We start from the raw sequence: 24,476 nt of genomic DNA on the forward strand, positions 1-24,476 counted from the left end.
GCGGACCGTCGCATCACCTCCTCGGAAGTCGACGCGTCAGCCAATGACAAAATAATATTGCTTGACACCATTGAATTAATCTCCAAATCTAGGGTCATCGCGCAATAATTTCTCGCATTTATGCTGGGACTCACACCATGGCTATCACCCTCGATGTATTCGATCGCAAACTGCTCGCCGAGGTCCAGCAGGACGCTCAACTGCCCCAAAATGAACTTGGCGCGCGGGTCAATCTCTCGACTGCCGCCGTGAACCGCCGTCTGCGCCGCCTAGCCGAGGACGGCGTGATTGACCGGTATGCGGCTATCGTCTCGCCCGAAAAGGTGGGATGTCCTCTTACTATTGTTTCCATGGTGGAAGTCGAGAGTGAGCAAATCGATCTGCTCGATTCCATGAAGCGGACCTTTGAACGGTGTCCACAGATTCAGCAGTGCTACTACGTCGCGGGCGAGTGGGACTTCGTACTGATCCTGACGGTGCGGGACATGGAGCAATACAACGACCTGACCCGGCAGCTTTTCTTTTCCAATAACAACGTCAAGCGCTTCAAGACGCTCGTGAGCATGAGCCGGGTAAAGGTCGGGCTAGGCGTACCGGTAGATATCGACGACTGAAGTAGATTCCGGTCGGCAGCCGGGCACCGGGCAGCCTGTCTGTTGCACGGCCGCCGGCGCACCACCGAAGATCCCCCGTCGTTTCCGCGTTTGACATCGAATTGTCCATCGCGACGATAGTGGCCTATCTGACGACGCTCGCGTCGTGCCAGTCGCCTTGGCCAAACTGCCGGACAGTAATCGCGCCGTTGCGAATGTCGCCGTTTTCGTCAAACTTGATCGGTCCCGTCACACCGTCCAGTGCCAGGTTCCGAAGCTTGGGCAGATAGACTTTCGGATCGACCGAGTCGGCAGCCTGCATCGCACCGGCCATCGACATCACGGCGTCATACGCGTACGGCGCGTAGAGTTGCACAGGAACGCCGAACCGCTGCTGGTAGCGTTTGAAGAAGGCGTCTCCCTGCGGCATTTTCGACGGCGGCACGCCCGCCAGCGTGCAATACGTGCCGCTGTTCATCGCGGCGCCCGCGAGCTTGATGAATTGCGGCGTACAGGCCTCATCACCCGCGATCAGTTTGGCCTTCAGACCGAGCTTCTGGGCTTGCTGGACGAATGCGGCCGCTTGCGTATCTCCACCGGTGAAGACGATCCCGTCGGGAACGTGGCTCTTGAGGGTCGTGAGGACGGCCATCCAGTTAGTGGTTTTGTCGGTCCCGTATTCACGTGCGACGACGGTGCCTCCCGAAGCCTTGACCGCCTTTTCGACTTCGTCGGCGAGTCCCTGTCCGTAGGCTGTTCGATCGTCGACGATCGCGATCTTTGTCGCCTTGAGGTCCTTCACCAGATAGGTGCCGATGACCGTGCCTTGCCGCACGTCGTTCGCGACCATGCGGAAGACGTTCTTGTAGCCCTGCGCGGTGAGCTTGGGGTTGGTTGCGGACTCGGTGATCATCGGTATGCCGGCATCCGAGTAGATCTTCGAAGCAGGAATCGACGTGCCGGAATTGGCGTGGCCGACCACACCTGCCACGCGGTCGTCGACCAATTTTTGCGCAACGGTCACAGCGGTCTTCGGGTCGGCCGCGTCGTCCTGCGAATCCAGTACGAATGTGACCGGCTGCCCTCCGATACGAAGTTTCTTCGTGTTCAGATCCTCGATCGCGAGCCGCACGCCGTTCTCGTCGTCCTTGCCTATGTGAGACAGCTCCCCAGTCAATGGTGATACCTGGCCTATCTTGATCGTGACGTCAGCCTTTGCCAAAAACGGCTGCACCGCGAACATCACCGTCATAAGAGGAGGGATGAATTTAAGATTTTTCATGCTCGGGCGCTCGCTAGGTTGCGTCGATGAATTGAAGGAAACTCCGGCACTTCCGCGGCCGTTTCTGATCGCGTGATTCTGTAACGATGGTAAGAGGGCGCGGCGATAGCCAAAATCCGCCGATTGCCTTGCGATGCAATTTCTGATCGTTCGGATGAGGAAAAGTGAGAGATTTTTGCCAGCTGTGTCGCCGCGAGAATGCGGTCAAACGATGATGGTCGGTAAAGCGACAATCGCGTCGCGAACTGTAAGGAGGTGCAAGTATCAAGCGTGACGGCACTATCGCGAATCCCGATGCTTCGCTCACATCCGGCAGCAACGGGCGCGGCTGCTATGGCTCACGCAACGGTCGTTCGCGCGTGTATTGCGGGGGACCGAAGTGGGTCGAAACTGCGCCTACGTTCGCGTGAGGCCTGACATTTGCGGCTACCGAGGGGCGAATGTCGGGAAAGCGAAGTACTGCCGCCTCACGAGCGCCGATGCCTGAGTGTCGGGAATGGCCGAAACACCGCCGTCGGTCATTGGGGAGCGCTCTAATCCGCACCAGCCATCGTATGAAGCTTTCGTCGGATGGACGAGAACGGCACAGCGCGGATACATGGTCGCGCAGCCGGGCGCTTACGCCGTAACCTTTGCACGTTCAGCGTTTGGACGACCCGGCAGTTGACGCGGAGGCGGCTGGTTGACGTGGTGCGCCGGTTCTATGCCGTTCTCCGAAAGCGTACGTCATTCAGAAAGCGTACAGTCTTTTACGGGTTCCGTGTCCATAGCGACGCCGTTATACCGCCACTGCCGGACTGGCACCGGTTCGTCGGCGAGTGGGTGAGCCTCTACCCCTCCCAACTTCGACACAAACTCAGCACGTGGCGCTTTGCCGGCGCGTCGCCTGACTGGTGGCGCTCATTCGACTTCGCGAAATTTGCGGACCTGCTAGACCTGCGGCTTGGTGTCGAGGTCGCGGCTGAAACTGGCAGAAGCCAGAAGCCAGAAGCCAGAGGGGAGAAGGCAGAAGGCAGAAGGCACGAGAGGATTCCCCGTAACACAGGAAGGCAACGCTGGAACCCCCGGCAAAAAGGAAGGGACATGACAATCCGAAACATTGCAACACAACCCATCCCCGGGCAAAAGCCCGGCACGTCGGGGCTGCGCAAGAAGGTGACGGCTTTCATGCAGCCTGGCTACCTCGAGAATTTCGTGCAGTCGATCTTCGACTCGCTCGAGGGCAGTGCCGGACAAACTCTCGTGCTGGGCGGCGACGGGCGTTTCTATAATCGCGCCGCCGTGCAGACGATCCTGAAGATGGCGGCCGCCAACGGCTTCGGCAAGGTGCTGGTGGGCCGCGGCGGGCTGTTCTCGACGCCGGCGATCAGTTGCGTGATCCGAAAGACCGGCGCGTTCGGCGGCATCGTGCTGTCCGCCAGTCACAATCCGGGCGGCGCAGACGGTGACTTCGGGATCAAGTACAACATCGCCAACGGTGGCCCCGCGCCAGAAAAGGTGACCGACGCGATCTACACGCGCACCGGCACAATTACGGCGTACCGGATCAGCGATGCGCCCGACGTCGATCTGGACGCGCCTGGCACGCATACGATCGAGAACATGACCGTCGAGGTCGTCGACCCGGTTGCCGACTACGCCGAGCTGATGCAGCGGCTGTTCGACTTCGACGCGATCCGCGCGCTGTTTGCGCGCGGCTTCACGATGCGCTTCGACGCCATGAGCGCCATCGGCGGCCCGTATGCGAAGGCGATTATCGAAGGCATGCTCGGCGCGCCGGCCGGCACCGTCGTCAACGGGGAGCCACTCGAGGACTTTGGCGGCCATCATCCCGACCCGAACCCCGTGAACGCCGCCGATCTGATTGGCTGCATGAGCGGCGCGGCGGCGCCGGATTTCGGCGCGGCCTCTGACGGCGACGCCGATCGCAACATGATCGTCGGCCGCGACTTCTGCGTCGCGCCATCGGATAGTCTCGCGGTCCTCGCCGCGAACGCGACGCTCGCGCCGGGCTACCGCGACGGCCTCGCGGGCATCGCACGTTCGATGCCGACCTCGACGGCCGCGGACCGCGTCGCCGCCGGGTTAGGCATTCGCTGCTACGAAACGCCGACCGGCTGGAAGTTCTTCGGCAACCTGCTCGACGCCGGCATGGCGACGCTCTGCGGCGAGGAAAGCTACGGCACCGGCTCGAACCACATCCGCGAGAAGGACGGCCTGTGGGCGGTGCTGTTCTGGCTGAACATCCTCGCCGCGACCGGCAAACCCGTCGAGGCGATCGTGCGCGAGCACTGGGCGCGCTTCGGCCGCAACTACTACTCGCGGCACGATTACGAGGCGATCGACAGCGCGGCAGCGGACGCGCTAGTGACGCACTTGCGCGCGCAGCTGCCATCGCTGCCTGGCCAGCGACTCGATGACTACATGGTCGAAACCGCCGACGATTTCTCGTACACGGACCCGGTGGACGGCTCGGAGTCGCAGAAGCAGGGCGTGCGGATCGTCTTTGCGGAAGGTTCGCGCATTGTCTTCCGGCTGTCTGGCACCGGCACCGAAGGCGCGACGCTGCGCGTCTATCTCGAACGCTACGAGGCCGACAGCTCGAAACATGACATCTCCACGCAGACGGCGCTCGCCGGCCTGATTGCCGTCGCCGGCCGGGTGGCCGACATCGCGGTCCGCACCGGCAGGAACGCACCGACCGTCGTAACCTGATTGCGGCTTTGCGAACTTGACTGGTGGAGTTAGCAGACGGTGAAGCCCCAAGGTTTTGCATGCTCTCGTTTGCGCCGAGGTCATGCTCGCACCTTTGGTTTGTCTAATGCTCCGTGTTTCCGGCGTTCGCACGCGCGTCACTTGAATCTGCCAACGTGGCAGGAGCTAGCCATTTAAAGGTTGCGAGCGACTTACCCTTGAACTGACATTCCGCTTTGGCAGGTACGACGGTATTTAAGCGCTGATCTTCGACCACGCCAGTTACCAGCACCGAGCGGCCGTCACGCGACGGTTCGCTTTTACTCACCGACACGAGCGCGGGTTCTGCTTTGCTTTGCATCATTTGCTCGCACTGATCGGCGTTTTTTTCGGCTACGCTCGCACACCCAGCGAAAGACGCCGCGGCGACAGTGAAAGCGATTGTAAGAAGTCTACCTTTCTCCATACCTTTTCCTCACAACAGCCCAGATTTCCATCGATTCCAGATTCGCACCACTGCGACTGGCAAACGGCGATTCTAGCGTTTACTTCAGCCCCGAAACGCAAAGGCTGCCTCGTGTCAGAGCGACTCCAAAACGCTCGAGCGCTGGCTTCAGGAAGAAGGCGCCTGCTTCCGGGATATATCGAGCGCGGCGCGCAAGGCAAGGGCACAGTCGTTGATTGACGAGGGACGCCTGTGAGTGGTCGGGGTCGGGAACTTCCGATCACATGGGACTCTGAAGTCGGGCATAGCCGGCCATTGCGCATTCAATCGGCCTTTCCCGTGGGCGGCCGCCCATTCCGATGCGCTCGGCTGCAGACAGTATGTTTGCACTATCGAGCCAGCCGTCTGCGCCGAGCCCGGTTGCCCGGCATATCCGATTTGTTGCCCCGGCGCCTCCGCTGACGGCACCTTTCCCGTTCGGAGTATTCGCGATGACCACACACGCGTCGAAAGCCGCCTTAAAGGTCGAGGCGACTCGACGGACAGCAACGGGTCGGCTACGGTCCGACGCGCGATGCGCGGCCTGCCGGCTGGGGCTGGGTCGTAGGCAAGCGCCGTGGTCGGCAGTTATGGGCGGCGCAGGCCACTCTCCTTCCTGAGATCAGGAACGTCCGGTCCGGAAGCTAGTTGGATGTCCTCATCATGGCGTCGCTCGAGACTTTCGGTCACACGTTGATGCTCCAGGCGCTTCGAAGTGTGCACCTGGGGGTGCTCCATACCGTTTGGTTAGGCGCACCTGGCGTTCCCACGCTTTCTAGTTGGGCTTACTTTGGTCAGGCGCCGGACTTGTGGATGACGCTGGGTATATTGCTGATTGCGCTCGGCGGGACCGGAACGGTGCTGTTACATGCGCGCGCTCGCGGATCATGATTCGGACCGGGTCGATCGGTCGCTGTGTATGCCCATTGCAAATGTATTTAAATGAGTTAGCGGAGGCGGCGTTCAAAAGGGTACCTCCACAATTCCGGCCGGCGAGCTGAATAAAACGCCTGGATACATGAACGACATTAGGGTTTATACTGATGTCAAAGGCGGTGAAGCGGTGCGCTTCGCCCGCAGATCGAATACCTATGTCGTCTCGGGACAGCATCGTTACCGGACGACAGCGGGTAGGCCGCCGTCAGACAACCGGAGTCCCATCATGAAATCGTTCATCTCCGCAGCACTTGCCGCTACCGTTCTGGCCCCGTCCGTGCCCGGATGGCTCGCACGCCTTCGTGACGGAATCCGCGACGCGTTGAAGACCCGCGCTGAAGTCAGCGCGATCATGGCTGAAGCCTATATGCGTCAACACTGAAGCAGGCGAGCAGAATCGCAGTAGGCGATTCCGCTCCGCCACTGCCGGGAACCAGCGCGCACACCTGTCAAAGGCGCTCGGGTTTGTCAGGCCGCCCCCCCGCGAGAGCTTGTCGTCGGCGACCAATTCTCCACGCAGAAGGTCGTAGTCCCCCTTGTTGATCGGCACGGCGTCAGGCTCGTCGAGCCGGTTCATCGGAATGCCATACGTTTCGCGCGCGCTCCAGGCTGCAAGTGCGGCGATGATCGTGACGCCAAACTGATCGAGCCGACCGTCATCGGAATATCGTTCGATCCAGGCGGAGCCACCGTCGCAAACAGTGCGGGCGGGAGCGCAGTAATCAGCGTGCCGACATTCTGCGCGATAGCCATGGCTGACACACGAGAACGCGTCGGGATAAGCCGAAGAGGTTTCAATTTGTGCAGGAGGCTGCTGCACAAATTTTGGATTCGGCAATGCCTTCAGGTTGCGCGGTGACAATTTGCGCAAGGCGGGGAGGGCTGGCTTGCGCTGGATCAGTGTGGCGACACGCTCTTCAAGTTTCTGATGATCGAAACGTCGAAGGGGAAGATTGCCTGTCTCACGAGGCCACGATGAAGCGTCTCGAATTCACGATTGGTGACCTGCCCAAGGTGTTGGATGCCGTGGACCTGGAGGCGACTGGTCGCTGGAGGAGCCTGAGCAGGCGTCAACTCCGTTACCATCGCCTGGTATGTGAATCCGAAATCAGTAGCTCAAACCCGCCAGTTCTCTTGGGAGCCTGGCGGGTTTTTCTTTGCCTGCGGGGCGCGGGCTACATACAGCGGTGGAGTCGCTCAGTCGTTCAGTTGCGACTCGACGTTCAGGACGATCCGTGCGACCGGGTTGTTGTCGGCGGATTGCGGCGCGAACTTGATCTGGGCGAAGGTGACGATACCGAGAGCGACGACCAGGAGTGCTCCAGACGCGGCGATGCGGGGAAGGTATTTCACAGGGACCTCATTTTGATGGTGTAGACAGAAACTGGGCGAAGCTGACAGGCGTGTCGAATCACCTTCAGCGGCATGTCTGTCCGCAACCCGGCAACGCCGGACGCGGTCGTCAGATCGAACTTGCCGATCGGACGGGGTTTGTGCAGTGCACTATAACACGACCGTCAGATCGCATCTACCGATCGCACGGGCTTGTGCGATGCAATATAAATGGTTTATCCGCGTGACCAGTGCGACATCCTGTCGCCAGCGCATGCTTAATTGCTTGAGAGTTTCGTGTATGAAAGATTTCTGAAGGCCGTAACGTGCCGTCATGCTATGGGGGCGATTCTCACAGGCACGGACGATGTCGAGGTGGCCGCCTCGACAGTCTCCCCGCTGGAGCCCGCTAGATCTAGGCTACATTGCGCAGCTTGGAGCTGCGCTCTGCTTGCTTCTCGAGGAAGCGCTTGTAGTGCGCCTCCAGGTAGACCGCCTGTTCTGCAGTGGGCGTCTTGCGCAAACGCGTATGGTCACCACCAGACGGGCACTCTCCGCCTCGTCGATCGCATCAGAGAAGAGCAGATTGCCGGTCCTGGGGTGGACTGACATAAGGGAGCCGTCGTAGACCTTGTCCACAGTGCCCGCGAGCAGCAAGGCGAACGTGCAATCAACGGTCAAGACCGTTACCGCGCTGCGTCGCGGGCGCCGGGCATTGCTCGCTGGAAGATACAGACGGCCCCGAAAAGTTCGTGGCGAGCACGAATTTCTCGAGCGGATTGAGACTTTACGCGGAGGCCAGATTGACCTGAACGATCTGCGCGTCGAGGCCGACGAATGGCTGATCTGGCTGGATCGGCATTTCGACCGTCCGGCGGCGAATGAACGCCTGCAGACACTGGCGCGCGGTAAGCTGTCCGTCCAGGCGAATTGCCAACCGGGGAGGCTGCCGTGCAGATCAGCCTCCTTGCGGTCTTCGCGAACGGCGGCGTGCTATCACTGTGCTTTCGGGAGCGGCCAAAAAGCCAGGCCAGACGCGCCAATCGAACAAGAAATGACAGCGGGACTCTAAATATTGTCGCGGAAATGTCGATTCGACCTGCCGGACCGTCAAGCCCGGACGTTTGGCTGCACGGCCGGGCTTGAGCCCGATGTCCACCGCGGCCTGGATCACCGGTCGTCGGTCTTTTCTCAGGTTGTGTGCAATCAGGAACGTTCAGCGAGCAACGCGCCTTCTCGCTATTGGCTTTCTTGATCCGATAAAAAAATCAAGTTAGCACTCGCCTTATTGTCATTGTTATATACATATCAGTTCGCCGAGCAATGCCGGATAACTAACGAGAAGACCGGAAACACGACTCGATGTCCACCGCATTCGCTCATACAGTCGAAGCGAGTTTTGCGGCGCTCACGCCCACGGCCAAGCGCATTGCCAGTTTTATGCTTGCGAATCTGGAGTGCCTCGGACTGGAGACGGCGGATCAGATCGCGCAACAGATGGGCACGAGCGGCATTTCGGTCGAGCGCTTTGTGCGCGGCGTGGGCTGTCGCAATCTCGACGACCTGAAGCGCGAATCCCGCGGTACACAAACACGGCCATGGTTCATCACTGATCACCTCGACGCCTGGCGCAGCGAGCGCCTCGACGGCTACGCGAACGGCGTGGAAGACACGAGTGACACGGCGCTCGCTCATTTGCTCGAACTCGATACGATCCGCTATGTGTGCCAGCTCGCACCAGGCGACACATTCGCCCGCATCGGGCAACGCATTACCGCTGCGGATGCCGTCTTTATTCTCGGCATTCAATCGACGTGCAGCATTTCGAATGCATTCCACAGCTACCTCGAATATCTGCGGCCACGTGGGTTCCTTTCCGCCGGCATGTCAGGCTCGTATGTGGAGTCGCTGAATTCGGAATTCGCGTCGCCGTATCTGATCGTCACCGACACGCGTGCCTATTCGCGCATCGCGCGCCGCTATTGCGAGGCGGCGGCACGGCGCGAATTGCCGTTCGCGCTCGTCACCGATCTCTATTGCCCGTGGGCGCGAGACTTCGCCTGCGATCTGCTGCAAGTGAAAACCGATGTCAGTCAGTTCTGGGATTCGCTTGCGCAGCCCACCTGCCTGTTCACGGCTGCACTATCGACAAACGTGTCGCGCACAACTGCGAGTTGCAACGCGAACCCGATCAATTCGATCTTTGACAATCATGACCGATACACCGCACCTCATTCACATCACACCGGAAACGCATGGCGTCGAAGTCGACCTCGTGTATGCGACCGATCGCAATTTCACCGGCAAGGCGATCTACAAGGAAGCGCACGCCCTGCTGCTGGCCCCCGCTGAAGCCAGATTGCGCAAAGCCGTCGAACTTGCCGAAAGCGTCGGCATGAAGCTGCACATTTTCGATGCGTACCGTCCGCCGCAAGCACAAAAAGTACTGTGGGATTTTCTGCCCGATCCCACGTATATCGCAGAACTTGGCCGAGGCTCGAACCATAGCCGGGGTACGGCGCTCGATCTCACCCTGATTGACAGCAACGGTGAAGCGCTCGACATGGGCACGGGCTTCGATGCAATGATCAAGGAGTCCGAGCACTTCCATCACGGATTGCCGCAGCATGTGCAGCGCAATCGACTGCTGCTGCTTGGCATCATGCATGCGGCAGGATTCACGCATATTCCAAGCGAATGGTGGCATTATGAAATTCCGGGTTCACGCTCGCTGCCCGTTATTGACAATGCCGAAAGCGGCCCTCTGAAATTGATGTAATCGCGTTCTGGTTCTTTGCTGTCCGTTTGCAGATTTCTCACCGCTTTTCCCTCTCGATACGGAGCGAGTATGAATCTGGTTTTGCGCAATGCGCTGGCGGCAGTCGCGGTCGTGTCCGCACTGACGCTTACGATGACGACAACAAGTACTGCATTTGCGGCGACGCCGAAAGACATGCTGGTGATCGCCACCACGCTCGACGAATTCTCGACGCTCGATCCCGGCGAAGTCTATGAGCTCGTGCCGGAAGAATATGTCGCGAATACCTATGACCGACTGGTGCGCGTCGATCTGAAAGACCCGGCGAAATTCAATGGCGATGTCGCGCAATCGTGGACGGTCAGCCCTGATGGACTCACGTTCACGTTCAAGGTTCGCCCGGGTCTCAAGTTCCACTCTGGCAATCCTCTGACAGCCGATGATGTCGCGTGGTCGATCCAGCGCTGCGTGCTGCTCGATAAAGGCGCGGCGGCCGTATTGCAAGGCATTGGCCTGACCAAAGACAACGCGCTGCAGAACGTCAAGAAGATCGACGACTCGACCGTCAGCATTACGACCGACCAGAAATACTCGCCCACGTTCGTGCTGAACGTGCTGGGCGCGTGGCCCGCGTCAGTGGTCGATAAGCAGCTCCTGACGTCGCATCAGAAGGGCAACGATTTCGGCAACGAATGGCTGCGTACGAACGAAGCGGGCTCTGGCGCATACAAGCTCGTCAAATGGACGGCGAACGACAGCATCGTCCTGCAGAAATACGACGGCTACCGACTGCCGCTCGCGATGAAACGCATCGTGATGCGTCATGTGCCGGAAGCCGCGAGCCAGCGCCTGCTGCTCGAAAACGGCGACGCGGATGTCGCACGCAATCTGAGCCCCGACGATCTCGCCGCATTGACTAAGGCCAACAAGGTGCAGGTGATGTCGGTGCCGCAAGCGACGTTGCTCTACCTCGGCCTGAACGTGAAGAACCCGAATCTCGCGAAGCCGGAAGTGCAGGAAGCCATGAAATGGCTGATCGACTATGACGGCATTCAGAAAAACGTGACGAAGAGCACGTTCAAGACTCATCAAACGTTCCTGCCCGAAGGTTTCCTCGGCGCATTGAATACCGATCCCTATCACCAGGACGTTGCCAAGGCCAAGGCGCTGCTCGCCAAAGCGGGCTTGCCCAATGGCTTCAACGTGACGATGGATGTGCGCAGCGCTTACCCGTACAACGAAATTGCGCAAGCTGTACAAGCGAATCTCGCGCAAGGCGGCATCAAGGTCGAGATCATTCCGGGCGACAACAAGCAGACGCTCGCGAAGTATCGAGCGCGTCAGCACGATATCTATATCGGCGAATGGTCAGCGGATTACATCGACCCGCACAGCAATGCGCAGGGCTACGCATGGAATCCAGACAACTCTGACAAGTCTGCGTACAAGATGCTCGCATGGCGTAATTCGTGGGACATTCCCGATCTGACGAAACAGACCAATGCGGCGCTCGCCGAATCGTCGACGACAAAGCGCGCGCAACTCTATCAGACGATGCAGAAGGAAATGCTCGCAAACTCGCCGTTCGTCATCATGTTCCAGCAGGTGTCGCAAGTGGCGATGCGTCCGGGCGTGTCGGGCCTCGAAGTCGGTCCAATCAACGATCTCGTGTCGTATCTGCATGTGAAGAAGCAGTAAGCGCGCGAAACATGTCGACGACGACCACTCCTATTGACCAGATACGCGCTGCGTCCGCGCGCAGCGCGACCGTGCGCTGGACGTTGCGCGTGCTGCGCTGGGCGCTCACGCTCGCCGTCACGTTCACGGGCTTGCTGGCCGTGACCTTCGTGATCGGCCGCAAGGTGCCGATCGATCCCGTGCTCGCAATACTCGGCGATCGCGCGTCGGCGAGCGCTTATGCGGCCGCGCGCATTCAGCTTGGACTCGACAAGCCCCTTGCCGCGCAGTTTTTCATCTATGTGCGCGCGGTGCTGCACGGCGATCTGGGCGTATCGCTGCTGACGGCGAATCCCGTGCTCGACGACATCAAGCGCGTCTTCCCGGCCACATTGGAACTCGCGACACTGTCGACGATCATCGGCGTATTGGTCGGTGTGCCGCTCGGCGTGATTGCTGCGACACGGCACAACCGCTGGATCGATCACGTCGCGCGTTTCATCGGCCTGATCGGCAGTTCAGTGCCCGTGTTCTGGCTCGGTCTGATGGGACTACTGTTGTTCTATGCGAAGCTGCATTGGGTGTCGGGACCAGGAAGAATCGACCCCGTGTTCGATGGCATGGTCGATACGCACACGGGCAGCCTGTTGATCGATTCGCTGATCGCTGGGGAATGGGATGTGTTTTTCAATGCACTGTCGCATATCGCGTTGCCCGCTGCGATATTGGGCTATTACTCGGTCGCCTATCTGAGCCGGATGACGCGCTCGTTCATGCTCGACCAGTTGAACCAGGAGTACATCACGACGGCACGCGCAAAAGGCTTGTCCGAGCGGCGCGTCGTGTGGGTGCACGCATTCGGCAATATCGCGGTGTCGCTGCTGACGGTGGTCGCACTGTCGTATAGCTTTCTGCTCGAAGGCTCGGTGCTCACCGAAATCGTATTCGCGTGGCCGGGCATCGGTTCGTATCTGACGGGCGCGCTGCTCAATGCCGATATGAATGCCGTGCTCGGCAGCACGCTCGTGATCGGCATTACTTTCATTGCGTTGAACCTGCTGACGGATGTGCTCTATCGCGTGTTCGATCCGCGCGCCCGCTGATGCAACGGAGATCTGCAACGTGCGTCCACCTGTTGAGACTTCAACTCAGGACTTGCCGATGAACGTGCCTCGCTCAACGTGGAGAGCCTGGTTGTTGACCGATACGCCAGCTTCGCGCATGCAGGCGGCGCTCGGTCTTGCGTATCGGCGCTGGCGGCGTTTCTCGGGTAATCCGCTATCGCTGTTCGGTCTGTCGATCCTCATGCTGCTCGTGGTCGGCGCCGTCATCGGCCCTTGGATCGCGCCGCATGATCCGCTCCGGCAGGTGTTGTCCGACCGTCTGTTGCCGCCCGGTTCGGCCTCTTATTGGCTTGGCACCGATCAGCTCGGACGCGATATTCTTTCGCGCATCATTTACGGCTCGCACCTGACGCTGTCGATTGCGATCCTCGTTGTCGTGGTCGTCGTGCCGATCGGCTTGATGATCGGCACGACGGCGGGCTTCTTCGGAGGCTGGGTCGATAACGTGCTGATGCGCGTGACGGATATCGCGCTAGCGTTCCCGAAGATCGTGCTCGCACTCGCATTCGCTGCGGCATTGGGGCCGGGTGTGTTCAATGCGGTGATCGCTATTTCGATTACCGCGTGGCCCGCGTATGCGCGTCTTGCACGCGCCGAAACGTTGAGGCTCGTGCAAGCCGATTTCATACACGTCGCACGGCTGCAAGGCGCGTCGAATCTGCGCATTCTGCTGCGCTATATTGTGCCGCTGTGTTCGTCGTCGGTGATCGTTCGTGCGACGCTTGATATGGCTGGCATCATTCTGACCGTCGCAGGCCTTGGTTTTCTGGGGCTTGGCGCACAACCGCCCAGTCCCGAATGGGGCTTCATGGTCGCGTCGGGCCGCAACGTGCTGCTCGACGCGTGGTGGGTGGCGACGATACCGGGCTTCGCGATTCTGCTCGTGAGCCTCGCATTCAATCTGCTCGGCGACGGTTTGCGCGACGTGTTCGATCCCCGCCATGGAGACTGATATGGGCACGAACGAAACGCGCTCGCCTCTCTGTGAGATCGACGATCTGCGCATCGCATTTCGCACGCACGACGGTACGCTGAATGAAGCCGTGCGCGGTCTCTCGCTGACGCTGAATAAAGGCGAGCGGCTTGGCATCGTCGGTGAATCGGGTTCGGGCAAGTCGCTGACGGGCCGCGCGCTGCTCGGACTTCTGCCGCCTGCCGCGCATTACACCGCGAAAAGGTTGCGCTTCGATGGAAGTGATCTGCTGAATATGCGCGCCGACAGGCGCCGCCGTCTATGCGGTCAGCAAATGGGCATGATCCTGCAAGATCCGAAGTACTCGCTGAACCCGGTGATGACTGTCGCGCGGCAAATGCGCGAGGCGTTCGCACTGCATGATCCGAAGCTCAACGGGCGTGCGATGCGTGAGAAGATCATCGCGTCCCTCGAAGCGGTGCATATCCGCAACCCCGCGCGCGTCGCGGATTCATATCCGCATGAGCTTTCCGGCGGCATGGGACAGCGCGTGATGATCGCGATGATGGTGTCGACGGGACCGCGCCTGCTGATCGCCGATGAGCCGACCAGTGCGCTCGACGTGCTCGTATCGATGCAGGTGCTCGCCGTACTCGACGAGATGATCGCCAAACATGATACCGGCCTCATTTTTATCAGCCATGACTTGCCGCTCGTGATGTCGTTCTGCGATCGGGTGGTGGTGATGTATGCGGGGCGTGTCGTCGAAACATGCGCGGCGCGCGATCTCGTGCATGCGCAACATCCTTATACGCGCGGGTTGCTGGCCGCGAATCCGCCGCTTGCCAATCCGCCTGCCGAATTGCCCGTTCTGTCGCGCGACCCTGCATGGCTGAACGACACGCAAGGAGCGTCCGCATGATCGACGTCGATGCGTTGACAGTGCGCTTCAAGACGGTCGCGGGCGCAGTCGATGCCGTCCGCGATGCGAGCTTTCATGTAGCGCAAGGCGAAGTGTTCGGGCTCGTCGGTGAGTCGGGTTCCGGCAAGTCGACCATTCTTCGTGCGTTGAGTGGATTGACGCCTATCGCGCAAGGCAAGGTGCGCATTGCGCAGCAAGGCGGTGTCGCGCAAAAGTGCGCTGTGCAAATGGTGTTTCAGGACCCATACGGCTCGCTGCATCCACGCTTCACTGTTGATCAGACATTGCGCGAACCGTTGCGTATCAACGGCATCTGCCAGCATGAAGAACGTATCGTCAATGCGTTGCGTGAAGTCGGGCTCAATGCGTCGTTTCGATTTCGCTATCCGCATCAGCTATCGGGTGGGCAGCGGCAACGTGTGGCGATTGCGCGCGCGCTGATCGTCGAGCCGCGTGTTTTGCTGCTCGACGAGCCTACATCGGCGCTCGATGTCTCCGTGCAAGCTGAGATATTGAACTTGCTCAAGCGCCTGCATCGCGAGCGTAGTCTGACGATGATTCTTGTCACCCACAATCTCGCTGTCGTGAGCTTTCTGTGCTCGCGTATTGCGATCATGCGCAATGGCGAGATCATCGAAGAACTCGATGTGGAGAAAATCAGAGCGCAGCAGGTCGATAACGAGTATTCACGCAGCCTGTTGCTCGCGACGAATGGCTATCAGCGCAAGGCTGTCGACGCGTTGGCTATCGACACGGCTCGTTAAAGGAGTTCGTGTCTGCGACGGTCCAGGCAAACACATACACCAGGCCGCAGCAGACAGAAACACGCACCACACAAACCGGAACAGCACCGACATATTTCTAGACCATTGATATCGCGCGCACCGCGCGACGTCGTCACGTGTTCCGGTTCCGCGACTCGCAAATGCAGGTCATTGATTTTATGGCTCCTTTCGGACCTAACCGCCATTTTCCGCACGAAACGTACGTTCACCCCTCGACCTGCCTGGTGGTGGTCGGACGCAACCGCTAAGGTGAGCGATGGGACCCGGCGGACGCACTTTCGGGTGAGAGCAGGCGGGCGCAGTGGCTGCGCTGCGGCGAGACAGCCGGGTTGGATAGTGTGTGTATGCTCGCTACGGTAACGTGTCTGACCAGCAGGAAACACTCCGACAGGCGGGAACCGGGGGCGATTTTTCAGCGCACGTGCGGTGACGGTATACCTGAAGGGATCAGATCGACTGTCATCAGCAAAAGCCTTCAGATTCAACGATATTTCAGTGCAAAAAGATAACAGTTTGGGTGGCAGCGAACTCAATCTGCCGGCTAGCGTGGCACGTCCAGCGCTGTCGGACGCTCCGCGCGATGTCCCCGGGTGCCCGGCGGCGTGCCGCCGGGTCCGGCAACCTTCCTGTCACGCCCCGCGCCCTCATCCAAACCGAACGCAATATACCGGCGGCAAATGCGCTGAAATCAAATGCCAGCTTTCGCCGCCATCGTCGGACGTCCATAGCCCGCCAGTAGTCGACCCCATCGCGAGGTGCGTGCCGGAGTCATCGACCGCGAGCCCGTGCCGATATACGAGGTCATAGGCCGGTGCTGGCGGCAAGCCGTTCGAGAAACGCTCGAACGTGCGGCCGCCGTCGCGTGTGCGCGTAACGACGAACTGGCCGTCTACCGGGATCCGGTACTGGTCTTTAACGGCGGGTACGAACCACGCAGTGTCCGGCTCGCGCGGATGCACGGCGACCGCGAAGCCGAAACTCGATGGCTGCGCTTCGATCCGCTGCCAGTGGGCGGCGCCGTCGATCGAGCGGAAGATGGCGCAGTGATGCTGCGTCCACAGCACATCCGGGTTTGCCGCACAGTGCACGACGCGGTGCGGGTCTTGCACATTAGGGTCGCCGCGCCGTTCTGGCGGCATGTAGTCGGCTTCCATGCCTTCGGCACTCACGCGCCAGGTCGTACCGCCGTCGGCCGTCTGCCAGACGCCGCCGCACGACACGCCGATCGTCACGTGCCGGCTGTTGCGCGGATCGACCATCACCGAATGGATGCCCGGCGCGTCGTAGCCGCCTCCGAGCCATTCGCGGCGCTCCGGGCTATCCCACAGCGCACGGTTGAGGACCCAGGTGTCGCCGCCATCGTCAGAACGGAAGAGCCCACCGGGAATCGTGCCGGCCCACAACACACCCGGTTCGTCCGGGCCGCCGGTTTCGAGCGACCAGATCTGCTGAAGCGTCCAGGGCGGCTGAGGGTTGGGCGCGGCCGCGCTCGTGTCCGCGCCGTCACTGGTACGCGTCTCGTCGGCAGGCTGCGGCGGGTAGACGGGGACCGCGCATTCTTCCCAATCCGCCATGCCCGCGCGCCGGCGATGCAGCTTCACGCCAAAGTGGCCGAGATTGAGCGCGGCATACAGCGATCCGTCGCGTGGATCAGGCAGCACCATGCTCACCGGCTCGCCGATGAAATACGGCTCACCGACGGTCCAGCCACCGTCGCCGTCGGCTTGCAGAACGAACAATCCCTTGCGGGTTGCAACAAGCAATCGATCGCTCATGTCTAGTGTCTCCCGGAGTACGAGTGGAACCTTCTTATCCGCCCGACAGCGCCTGTAAGACGTAAACCCGGCTTTCCTCGCTGAGGGCATCGGACAGATGTCGTCGGTCGCGCACCGGCCGGCCGTCGACAAACACGGCCAGATGCCTGCGCAGTGAGCCCTGATCGTCAAGGATGTAGCCGCGAAGTCGAGGTTGCGCGGCGAAGACGGCCTCGAGTGCGTCGCCGAGCGTGCGCGCATCGATCTCGCGCTCGGGTGTTGCGATATGCCGTTGAATCGAAGGAGCGAAGAAGATGTGCGCCATGGCGGGGCAGCCGAGCGGTAATGTCCTTGTTCGTCAATTCTGCAGTTTAGATGATCCGCCCGTGTGCTTCGGGGCATCGCCTTATCGGCGACGGCCGTGGCGCTCGGCCGGACCGGCTGGCTCAGTGGATCATCCTGGATATGAACGCCGAACTCTCTTATCTTTGTGTGGTTTTGCCGGGCATCGTGCACATCACTCCGCACAGTACCTACAGCAAGAGGCGGGAAAATGCGTCGTCTGGAATCGCGTTATAAACCGTTGATTTCATTTGGTATCGCTTGTGCATTTCAGTCGCTATCCGCACAACTCAAAATGCCGGCTTTCTTTCATATAAACAGCAGCTTGCATCGCTCTATGAAATGTACAGGTCACGTAGACGAACGTCGATCTAGTCATTGCCTCTCTCCAGGCGTCGTTTCAGGGATGAGAGCGCCTTCAGGCGCGGCTTTTCGAACTTCGCAATCCAGCGCTCGTAGATCTGCTGCAGCGGCACCGGATTGAGGAAGTGCAACTTCTCGCGCCCGCTGCGTGCGGTAACGACGAGGTTCGCCGCTTCCAGCAGACCCAGATGCTGCGTCACGCCTTGCCGCGTCATGTCGAGGTGTTCGCACAGGTCGTTCAGGGTCTGGCCGTCGTGCGCGTGCAGCACGTCCAGCAGCTTGCGACGGCTCGGATCGGCGAGGGCTTTGAACAGCAGGTCTGTGTCGTCGGGACGCTCGGCCATGAATGCCTATAGGCAAGTAATCTGTTGCATCTACTATAGGCAAGAGATTACTTGCATGTCAAGGTGACGTTTGGAAACTGACGATCAAAATGGTCAGCGCGTTTGCCCCTCGATTTGTTGCCGCAGGCGCTTTTCCGCGTCTTGAAGTTCGGGCGTAAAGGCTTCACCAAAGTCCGCGGGCTCAAAGAAAGGCCGAATTTCGATCTCCGAATCGCTGACCATCGGATTCGGGCAACGCTTGACCCATTCAATCGCTTCGTCCATCGACTGAACCTGCCAAAGCCAGTACCCGGCGATCAATTCCTTGACTTCGGCAAATGGCCCGTCAATGACGGTTCGATCCTTGCCCGAAAACCTCACGCGTGCGCCTGCCGAACTCGGTTTCAGCCCGTCGCCGCCTTGCATGATGCCTGCCTTCACCAACTCCTCGTTATATTTCCCCATCGCCGCGATCAGTTCCGTGCTTGGCATTTGCCCGGCTTCGGATTCAGGGGTTGCCTTGACGATCACCATGACACGCATTTGGATTTCTCCTTTGAAGTCGAAATTGATCGGAGACAATGGCGCCTCCTGTGACTACGACGAATGATCACGGCAGAAATCGACATGTGCAAGTGATGGCTTCGCAGTGTCGAGACTGGACCGGGGCAGGCCGGTGTCGCCACATCGCAAGGACGCCCGGGCAAGAAAAAGGCCCGCACTGGGCGGGCCTGAATCCATGTGGAGACATGGAGGAGACAATTTCAGTATAAACCCTGATCGGGTCTTTTGCACGCTCCGGGCGGCGCGCCGTGAGTCATCGCAAGTCTCTTATGTGCGTTTCCGCATATTGCCGCCATGCAAAGGGCCGAACAGCCGCGCACAGAGCAACCCCATCGCCAGGATACCGAGGCCGAACGGCACGACATCACCGGTTACTTCGAGTCGAAAGTCGCCAACTCGAAAAACCAGAAGATAGCCGACGACAATATTGAAGAAACCCCACAACACATTGACCGTCGATGACGACAGCCCTTTCCCGGACGGCTTCGCGAACGGACTCTGAAACGGCTCGCCCATCACACCCCTGACGAAATGAGGCACCGCATTCGCAAGAAAGGCACCTCCGAAAAAATAAGGAACGACATGTGACCAATCCACTTCAGTTACTCCTCGTAGCGAGTCAATCGATGAGTCGCGGGCTGTGCCCGTTTCGACGCGGTGAATGTTCAGAAGTCTGCGACCCGTTGCAGCAGTCCCACCGCGGCGGCGAGCGCGGCCTGTTCTCGCGCGGATAGCTGCGCCTGCAGCGCACGAATCAGCCAGTCCTCTTTGGCGGCCCGACTCGCCTGCAGGTTTCGTTTGAATGCGGGAGTGAGATCGATCAGCGTTTTGCGTCCGTCGGTCGGGTCCGCTTCGCCTTTGACGACGCCCAGCGTCTCCAGGCCCGCAACCGTCATGCGCATGGACTGCGGTTTCACACTTTCAGCCCGTGCCAAGGCGGAAACGGTGGCTGGCCCGTCGCGCTCCAGATGAAACAGCACCGACTTCTGGGCCGACGTAAAGTCGCTCGATTGCGAATGCTCCCGCGCGCGACGAACCAGTTTGCTCACGGCAACGCGTAGTTCGCCTGCAAGGGCGGCGAGATCTGTAGATTGGGAAGACGGCGATGGTCTAGTCATGGCGGCACCATATCATATATGCAGTTTAACTGTACAGATGGACTGTATATATTTTTCCGCCGGGTCGGCACGAGCTCAGCGGATACATGCGCCTATGAGATACTTCCTCATCCACATTTAATCCCTGCGTCTACCGCGCGTCGACCGACCCAGGCATGCAAGCCCATCCCCTCAGACTCTCCCCCGGCGACGACCTTCGCGTCGCCGTCGAGGACGCGCTCCGGCAACGCAACCTGCAAGCAGCCTTCGTCGTTCAGGGCATCGGCAGTCTCGACGTTGCGGCATTGAGGTTGGCTGGCGCGCAAGCGCCGACGGAACTTCGCGGCGACCTCGAAATATTGACCCTGGCGGGCTCCGTCTCGCTCGATGGCGCGCATCTGCACATGTCGATTGCGGATGCCCGCGGCCAGGTGTTTGGCGGTCATGTGGCGCGCGGCTGCACGGTGCGCACGACCGCTGAGTTACTGCTTGTGTCGCTTCCTGGGTATTCGTTCGTGCGAGAGCTTGATCCGCGGACGGGCTATCTCGAACTGCTGATTCGCGGCGACGGCACCTCGCAGCCCGACTCCGCCTGATCTCGCGCACGGGGCATCATTTCGCGTGTCGATGGCCGCTCAACGCCCCGCCAACATCCGTCCACCCACACCGACCAATAAGACACCCGCCACCGTGTCGAGCGCAGCCTTGCGTCGAATCAGCGTGCGCCGCACCGCCGGATGCGATGCCAGCAACGCCATCGCGCAGTACCACGCGCAGGAAATCCCGATCGACAGCGCCACGACCGCGACATCGAGCCACAACGGCGCATGCGCAGGCACCATCAACGCGAAGATGCTGCCGTAGAACGCGATCGATTTCGGGTTCGTCATGCTGACGAAATACCCCTTTCTGGTCGCGGCCCAGCCGGCCGCGCCGCTGCCGACGCCCACGGCCAACGGCCGCCGCGCGGTCGCGATCATCTTGAGGCCGAGCCAGATCAGATAGAGCGCGCCGGCAATCCGCAGCACGGCGCCGATCCAGCTGACATGCGTGACGATCAGGCTCAGTCCCGCGATCGCGATCAAGGCCCAGGTGCCAGACGCGGCGGCGAGGCCGAGGCCGGTCATGATGCCGGCGCTGCGCGACGCGATGGCCGTCGACGTGACGATCAGAAAGTTGGGTCCCGGACTCGCGACGCTGAGCAGCAGGACGCCCGCAAGCGCAAGCAGGATGTTGGCGGAATGCAAGATGAATCCTCGATGGTGGGCTGGGTGCGGGACCGGGTGTTCGGCCTGACGCTTTCATCATATCTGAGCGGCTTCAGGCGTTGTCGGTATCCCTGACGCGACAAGCTGGGGTTTACTGTAATAGAAAGAAATCCCCGTTCTGAAGCATGATCCGTTGTACGTTGTACGATAAATTATGTGGTTGCCGGACAACTCGGTTCGCGAGCTAGCGCGGCCGGTTGTCGGCGAGCCGCTCGGGCGGCCGGCTCGCAACAGAAGATGACTTTGAGACGCAGTCCCTTGCTGGACAAGCATTTCCATTGCACTGCGGTCTTGATGGATCCGGCCGGAGGCTGGATCGTTGTGTCGACATAAGTAGCGCGATACGTCGCTTCGGCCGACGCGCGTAGGGTGGAAGCTCCGGATTTTAGGTTGTGTCTCATACGATGTCTTATAACAAACGTAGCCGCTCCGCATGACCTGACGCTTTCGCTGCCGCATCGATGCGGGCGAGAGCGAGGCCTGCCAGGCGCGCGCACTGGATCCACTCCCAAGGAGATTACTTATGAAGATGCGCTCAGTCCGAGAGCTTGCGGTACTCGGCCTGTTTGTTTTGACCGTCGCCGGTTGCGGTGAAGGTAATAACATTTCAGGCCCCAGTTCCGGCTCGACCACGCCACCCACGAGCCCGACCTCGCCGACTACCCCGGCCTGGACGCCTGGCCGCTACGCCGCCGACACGAATCTGCCGGATTCGCCGTCCTTGCCGGCCGACACGCAGGTGTGCGCGACGCTGCAGGCTAACAACAACATGATCAAGAACGCTGACGGCTCGCTGCCGCTCAGCTCGGATCCGACGCCGGCTGCCTACGGCGGCGCGACCACGGCACTGAACAACCCCGACCAGGCGCGCATCCAGGCCGCGCTCGACGCGTGCGGCGCCGCCGTGGACGCGGAAGTCGGCGCGAAGATCACGCAGGCCGATCAGCAGGCGGCCGCTACGCAGCAGGCAGCCAACAACCCGCTCGTCAACATCGCGGGTGCATCGAGCGAAACGCTGTCGAACCCGACCTACAAGGCCACCAAGTTCGCGGTGCGTCTCGTCAAGAACAGCAGCGGCGCGGGCAACGCGTTCCTGAGCGGTCCGCTGGTTCTGCCGTCGGGCGTCACGCTGTGGATCGACGACGGCGTCACGCTGTTCGCGAGCCGCGACGTCGTCGTCTACGACAAGACCGCGCAGGATCGCCCCAACGCGATCACCTGCGGCGCCGCGATCAACAACCCGGCCGGTCTTCCGGCGCCGAGCGGCACCGCCAACGCGGGCCAGGCGACCATCGCGGGCACGAGCGGCATGCAGAACTGCTATCCGCTGATCCGCGGCACGCATACGGTCAACGCGTCGATCATGGGCACGGGCTCGATCGATGCGCGTGGCTACATGCCGCTGATCAGCTCGTCGCCGATGTATCCGACGATCCGCTGGGCGACCGGCGTCACCGAGGCGTTCACGTATTCGAGCGGCAACATCACCGGCGTGACGACGCCGAAGTTCAGCTGCACGAACACGATCGCCGCTTACCGCGCGGGCACGCTCGCGCCGGAAGGCACCGCTTGCGACGTCGTCACCGCGATGGGCCAGACGACGCTGACCACGCCGGCCGTCACCTATGTGGTGAACCGTCAGGCAACCAGCGTTCCGAGCGGCTATTCGGTCACGGGTGGCGGCTGTACCGCCGGTACGGCCGGCTGCGCACGCTGGGTGCCGGCGAGCTGGTGGGATATCTCGTACCACGGCAACAAGGACATCGGCGGCGGCCCGTACAGCTTCCAGGGCAACCCCGGCATGCTGTGGATGCAGCAGTCGAAGAACCTGTCGCTGTATCAGATCACGTTCCGCAACAGCACCTTCTTCACCGTCGAAGCCGACGGCGTGGACGGCCTGACCGTGTGGGGCATCAAGATCATCACGCCGTTGCTGCCGGATGCGGCGAACCAGGCGAGCGTCGGCATGAACAACGACGGCTTCGATGGCGTCAGCGGTTCGTACTCGCATCTCTATACGGGTGCGACGATCGATGCCAGCTCGACCGGCGTGAAGAACACCGACGGTGTCGACCCGAGCGTTGCAGCGGGTCCGGAGCACTCGGCACTCGGCACGGGCAGCAAGACGACGTCCGCAGGCCAGGTGTACTTCGACGGCTACGTGAAGAACGTCGCGATCGTGTACAACTTCCTGAGCCCGTCCGACGACAACGTCGCGTTCAAGGGCGGTCTGCAGGATCCGCGTCCGCTGGCGGCACGCGGCGCGCCGAGCGGCCAGAACCCGTCCAACATGCTGTGGGGCATCGACGGTAACCGCGACGTTTCGTCGAACCGCACGTACGGCATCACGGTGGCGCACAACCACAACTACAACGGTCACGGCCTGTCGGTCGGCAGCCCGACGAATGCAGGTGTCCGGAACATTCACTTCTACGACAACTACTTCGACAATATCTACGACGGCAGCACCGGGTCGACGGATATGGGCATCGTGGGCCTGCGTATCAAGAGCGGTCAGGCACGTGGCGGCGACGTCAGCAACATCTACTACGACGGCGCATGTCTGCGTGGCGCGAAGGACTTCCTCGTGTTCGACATGTACTACACGGGTCCGGCTGCCGATCCGATCTCGTACACGGGTCTGGGCTGGCTGCCGCCGAGCTTCCACGACATCAACGTCAGCAATATCCGCATGATGAACATCCCGGCCAACAAGGCGGCTGGCAAAGTGGGCGGCGGCAACCTGACCTTCCGTGGTCTGCATGCCGACACCGCTTACGCCAATACGCAGAGCGTGATCCAGCTGAACATGGATAACGTGGTCGCGGATAACGACGTGACGATGGCGATTGCGAACCTGAGCAAGCCGGTCGTGAACATCGGCGCGCTCGATGGCTCGACGCAATCGAAGGCGGCCAACGCGACGCTGAACCTTGGCGCGAACGTGAGCCTGATCGGTCACTCGCTCGCTCACGGCACGGGCGGTATCCTGACGAACACGTCGGGCGGGGCGGGCAAGTACACGACCCCGACGAACACGCTGAACCTGACGGTCAACGGCAGCGACGATGCGGGTGCGGCTGGCGACACGAATCCTGCGGCGACGATCGTCTCGCAGAATCCGAAGCTGTCGCTGTGCGATCAGGCTTCGTCCTGGCCGGTGTTCCCGAATGTGAAGTAAGCGTGGTTGCTTGAAAGACCAGGACTCGCGGTGTCAGGCTGCGAGTCTTTTTGGCGCCCCACGGGTAACCGTGGGGCTTTTTTC

The 24,476-nt window shown here is 60.7% G+C and carries 22 protein-coding genes and 2 pseudogenes; 12 read left to right on the top strand and 12 right to left on the bottom strand.

The window, feature by feature from the left end; translation table 11 throughout:
• Positions 1-137 precede the first annotated feature (137 nt).
• Positions 138-614 (top strand): Lrp/AsnC family transcriptional regulator, encoded by a 477-nt coding sequence (locus CI15_RS26560; RefSeq protein ID WP_062133542.1) that lies wholly within the window; start codon positions 138-140, stop codon positions 612-614.
• A 124-nt stretch (positions 615-738) separates the two neighbouring features.
• Here the strand turns inward: CI15_RS26560 and CI15_RS26565 are convergent, their stop codons facing one another.
• Positions 739-1,875 (bottom strand): branched-chain amino acid ABC transporter substrate-binding protein, encoded by a 1,137-nt coding sequence (locus CI15_RS26565; protein WP_062133546.1) that lies wholly within the window; start codon positions 1,873-1,875, stop codon positions 739-741.
• A gap of 1,083 nt (positions 1,876-2,958) precedes the next feature.
• On the opposite strand from CI15_RS26565, the gene CI15_RS26570 reads away from it, so the two are divergent.
• On the top strand, positions 2,959-4,590 hold the full coding sequence (locus CI15_RS26570; protein WP_062133548.1) for an alpha-D-glucose phosphate-specific phosphoglucomutase: 1,632 nt from the start codon (positions 2,959-2,961) through the stop codon (positions 4,588-4,590).
• A 103-nt stretch (positions 4,591-4,693) separates the two neighbouring features.
• On the opposite strand, the gene CI15_RS36775 is transcribed toward CI15_RS26570, so the two are convergent.
• On the bottom strand, positions 4,694-5,035 hold the full coding sequence (locus tag CI15_RS36775) for a hypothetical protein (RefSeq protein ID WP_153041198.1): 342 nt from the start codon (positions 5,033-5,035) through the stop codon (positions 4,694-4,696).
• Positions 5,036-6,215: 1,180 nt separating this feature from the next.
• Here CI15_RS36775 and CI15_RS37390 point away from each other — a divergent pair.
• Positions 6,216-6,371 (top strand): hypothetical protein, encoded by a 156-nt coding sequence (locus tag CI15_RS37390; RefSeq protein WP_162842063.1) that lies wholly within the window; start codon positions 6,216-6,218, stop codon positions 6,369-6,371.
• A gap of 102 nt (positions 6,372-6,473) precedes the next feature.
• On the opposite strand, the pseudogene CI15_RS37860 reads toward CI15_RS37390, so the two are convergent.
• The 3 genes and pseudogenes from CI15_RS37860 to CI15_RS37055 form a co-directional block, all read right to left on the bottom strand.
• Positions 6,474-6,772 (bottom strand): annotated as a pseudogene (locus CI15_RS37860) (MFS transporter); the annotation flags it as partial.
• 414 nt (positions 6,773-7,186) lie between these two features.
• A complete protein-coding gene (locus tag CI15_RS37050; RefSeq protein ID WP_161950067.1) occupies positions 7,187-7,342 on the bottom strand; it encodes a hypothetical protein in 156 nt (51 codons plus the stop codon).
• A 766-nt stretch (positions 7,343-8,108) separates the two neighbouring features.
• On the bottom strand, positions 8,109-8,258 hold the full coding sequence (locus tag CI15_RS37055) for a hypothetical protein (RefSeq protein WP_161950068.1): 150 nt from the start codon (positions 8,256-8,258) through the stop codon (positions 8,109-8,111).
• A 425-nt stretch (positions 8,259-8,683) separates the two neighbouring features.
• Here CI15_RS37055 and CI15_RS37865 point away from each other — a divergent pair.
• The 7 genes and pseudogenes from CI15_RS37865 (at position 8,684) to CI15_RS26620 (ending at position 15,479) form a co-directional block, all read left to right on the top strand.
• Positions 8,684-9,528, top strand: a pseudogene (locus CI15_RS37865) (MurR/RpiR family transcriptional regulator).
• Positions 9,529-9,533: 5 nt separating this feature from the next.
• Positions 9,534-10,100: a D-alanyl-D-alanine dipeptidase gene (gene ddpX, locus CI15_RS26595; RefSeq protein ID WP_062133559.1), complete on the top strand. Its 567-nt coding sequence runs from the start codon at positions 9,534-9,536 to the stop codon at positions 10,098-10,100.
• A gap of 69 nt (positions 10,101-10,169) precedes the next feature.
• Positions 10,170-11,777: an ABC transporter substrate-binding protein gene (locus tag CI15_RS26600; RefSeq protein WP_062133562.1), complete on the top strand. Its 1,608-nt coding sequence runs from the start codon at positions 10,170-10,172 to the stop codon at positions 11,775-11,777.
• Between the two features lie 11 nt (positions 11,778-11,788).
• On the top strand, positions 11,789-12,859 hold the full coding sequence (locus CI15_RS26605; protein ID WP_062133565.1) for an ABC transporter permease: 1,071 nt from the start codon (positions 11,789-11,791) through the stop codon (positions 12,857-12,859).
• Between the two features lie 58 nt (positions 12,860-12,917).
• The gene (nikC, locus tag CI15_RS26610; RefSeq protein ID WP_062133568.1) at positions 12,918-13,832 is read left to right on the top strand and encodes a nickel transporter permease; all 915 of its coding nucleotides are present in this window, start codon (positions 12,918-12,920) and stop codon (positions 13,830-13,832) included.
• Position 13,833: 1 nt separating this feature from the next.
• Positions 13,834-14,715, top strand: a complete 882-nt coding sequence (locus CI15_RS26615; RefSeq protein ID WP_062133571.1) for an ABC transporter ATP-binding protein — start codon at positions 13,834-13,836, stop codon at positions 14,713-14,715.
• Positions 14,712-15,479: an ABC transporter ATP-binding protein gene (locus CI15_RS26620; RefSeq protein ID WP_062133574.1), complete on the top strand. Its 768-nt coding sequence runs from the start codon at positions 14,712-14,714 to the stop codon at positions 15,477-15,479. The genes CI15_RS26615 and CI15_RS26620 overlap by 4 nt, the downstream gene beginning before the upstream one ends.
• A 665-nt stretch (positions 15,480-16,144) precedes the next feature.
• Here the strand turns inward: CI15_RS26620 and CI15_RS26625 are convergent.
• From CI15_RS26625 to CI15_RS26650, 6 genes are all read right to left on the bottom strand, one after another.
• Positions 16,145-17,275 carry a WD40/YVTN/BNR-like repeat-containing protein gene (locus CI15_RS26625; protein ID WP_062133577.1) on the bottom strand — a complete coding sequence of 377 codons (1,131 nt, stop codon included), beginning with the start codon at positions 17,273-17,275 and terminating at the stop codon, positions 16,145-16,147.
• Between the two features lie 34 nt (positions 17,276-17,309).
• Positions 17,310-17,579, bottom strand: a complete 270-nt coding sequence (locus CI15_RS26630; protein WP_062133580.1) for a MoaD/ThiS family protein — start codon at positions 17,577-17,579, stop codon at positions 17,310-17,312.
• Positions 17,580-17,967: 388 nt separating this feature from the next.
• Complete coding sequence (locus tag CI15_RS26635; RefSeq protein ID WP_062133410.1) at positions 17,968-18,303, bottom strand: ArsR/SmtB family transcription factor; 336 nt, start codon at positions 18,301-18,303, stop codon at positions 17,968-17,970.
• Between the two features lie 93 nt (positions 18,304-18,396).
• Entirely contained in the window at positions 18,397-18,825 is a 429-nt protein-coding gene (locus CI15_RS26640; protein ID WP_062134212.1) for a YciI family protein, read from the bottom strand.
• Between the two features lie 288 nt (positions 18,826-19,113).
• On the bottom strand, positions 19,114-19,443 hold the full coding sequence (locus CI15_RS26645; protein WP_062133583.1) for a hypothetical protein: 330 nt from the start codon (positions 19,441-19,443) through the stop codon (positions 19,114-19,116).
• A 68-nt stretch (positions 19,444-19,511) separates the two neighbouring features.
• Positions 19,512-19,964 carry a MarR family winged helix-turn-helix transcriptional regulator gene (locus CI15_RS26650; protein WP_062133586.1) on the bottom strand — a complete coding sequence of 151 codons (453 nt, stop codon included), beginning with the start codon at positions 19,962-19,964 and terminating at the stop codon, positions 19,512-19,514.
• A 155-nt stretch (positions 19,965-20,119) separates the two neighbouring features.
• On the opposite strand from CI15_RS26650, the gene CI15_RS26655 reads away from it, so the two are divergent.
• Positions 20,120-20,539 (top strand): PPC domain-containing DNA-binding protein, encoded by a 420-nt coding sequence (locus CI15_RS26655; protein ID WP_062133590.1) that lies wholly within the window; start codon positions 20,120-20,122, stop codon positions 20,537-20,539.
• A 39-nt stretch (positions 20,540-20,578) separates the two neighbouring features.
• Here the strand turns inward: CI15_RS26655 and CI15_RS26660 are convergent, their stop codons facing one another.
• A complete protein-coding gene (locus CI15_RS26660) occupies positions 20,579-21,190 on the bottom strand; it encodes a LysE family translocator (protein ID WP_420915878.1) in 612 nt (203 codons plus the stop codon).
• 544 nt (positions 21,191-21,734) lie between these two features.
• On the opposite strand from CI15_RS26660, the gene CI15_RS26665 reads away from it, so the two are divergent.
• A complete protein-coding gene (locus tag CI15_RS26665; protein ID WP_062133596.1) occupies positions 21,735-24,392 on the top strand; it encodes a glycosyl hydrolase family 28 protein in 2,658 nt (885 codons plus the stop codon).
• Positions 24,393-24,476 lie beyond the last annotated feature (84 nt).

Source organism: Paraburkholderia monticola (assembly GCF_001580545.1).
Classification (GTDB): domain Bacteria; phylum Pseudomonadota; class Gammaproteobacteria; order Burkholderiales; family Burkholderiaceae; genus Paraburkholderia; species Paraburkholderia monticola.

Bases quoted from the DNA above. Each gene is read 5' to 3' on its own strand.
- CI15_RS26605 (WP_062133565.1), top strand. From the start codon at position 11,789: ATGTCGACGACGACCACTCCTATTGACCAGATACGCGCTGCGTCCGCG.
- CI15_RS26655 (WP_062133590.1), top strand. From the start codon at position 20,120: ATGCAAGCCCATCCCCTCAGACTCTCCCCCGGCGACGACCTTCGCGTC.
- CI15_RS26665 (WP_062133596.1), top strand. From the start codon at position 21,735: ATGAAGATGCGCTCAGTCCGAGAGCTTGCGGTACTCGGCCTGTTTGTT.
- CI15_RS36775 (WP_153041198.1), bottom strand. From the start codon at position 5,035: ATGGAGAAAGGTAGACTTCTTACAATCGCTTTCACTGTCGCCGCGGCG.
- ddpX (WP_062133559.1), top strand. From the start codon at position 9,534: ATGACCGATACACCGCACCTCATTCACATCACACCGGAAACGCATGGC.
- CI15_RS26570 (WP_062133548.1), top strand. From the start codon at position 2,959: ATGACAATCCGAAACATTGCAACACAACCCATCCCCGGGCAAAAGCCC.
- CI15_RS26630 (WP_062133580.1), bottom strand. From the start codon at position 17,579: ATGGCGCACATCTTCTTCGCTCCTTCGATTCAACGGCATATCGCAACA.
- CI15_RS26640 (WP_062134212.1), bottom strand. From the start codon at position 18,825: ATGCGTGTCATGGTGATCGTCAAGGCAACCCCTGAATCCGAAGCCGGG.
- CI15_RS26560 (WP_062133542.1), top strand. From the start codon at position 138: ATGGCTATCACCCTCGATGTATTCGATCGCAAACTGCTCGCCGAGGTC.
- CI15_RS26620 (WP_062133574.1), top strand. From the start codon at position 14,712: ATGATCGACGTCGATGCGTTGACAGTGCGCTTCAAGACGGTCGCGGGC.
- CI15_RS26565 (WP_062133546.1), bottom strand. From the start codon at position 1,875: ATGAAAAATCTTAAATTCATCCCTCCTCTTATGACGGTGATGTTCGCG.
- CI15_RS26635 (WP_062133410.1), bottom strand. From the start codon at position 18,303: ATGGCCGAGCGTCCCGACGACACAGACCTGCTGTTCAAAGCCCTCGCC.
- nikC (WP_062133568.1), top strand. From the start codon at position 12,918: ATGAACGTGCCTCGCTCAACGTGGAGAGCCTGGTTGTTGACCGATACG.
- CI15_RS26650 (WP_062133586.1), bottom strand. From the start codon at position 19,964: ATGACTAGACCATCGCCGTCTTCCCAATCTACAGATCTCGCCGCCCTT.
- CI15_RS26625 (WP_062133577.1), bottom strand. From the start codon at position 17,275: ATGAGCGATCGATTGCTTGTTGCAACCCGCAAGGGATTGTTCGTTCTG.
- CI15_RS26600 (WP_062133562.1), top strand. From the start codon at position 10,170: ATGAATCTGGTTTTGCGCAATGCGCTGGCGGCAGTCGCGGTCGTGTCC.
- CI15_RS26615 (WP_062133571.1), top strand. From the start codon at position 13,834: ATGGGCACGAACGAAACGCGCTCGCCTCTCTGTGAGATCGACGATCTG.
- CI15_RS37390 (WP_162842063.1), top strand. From the start codon at position 6,216: ATGAAATCGTTCATCTCCGCAGCACTTGCCGCTACCGTTCTGGCCCCG.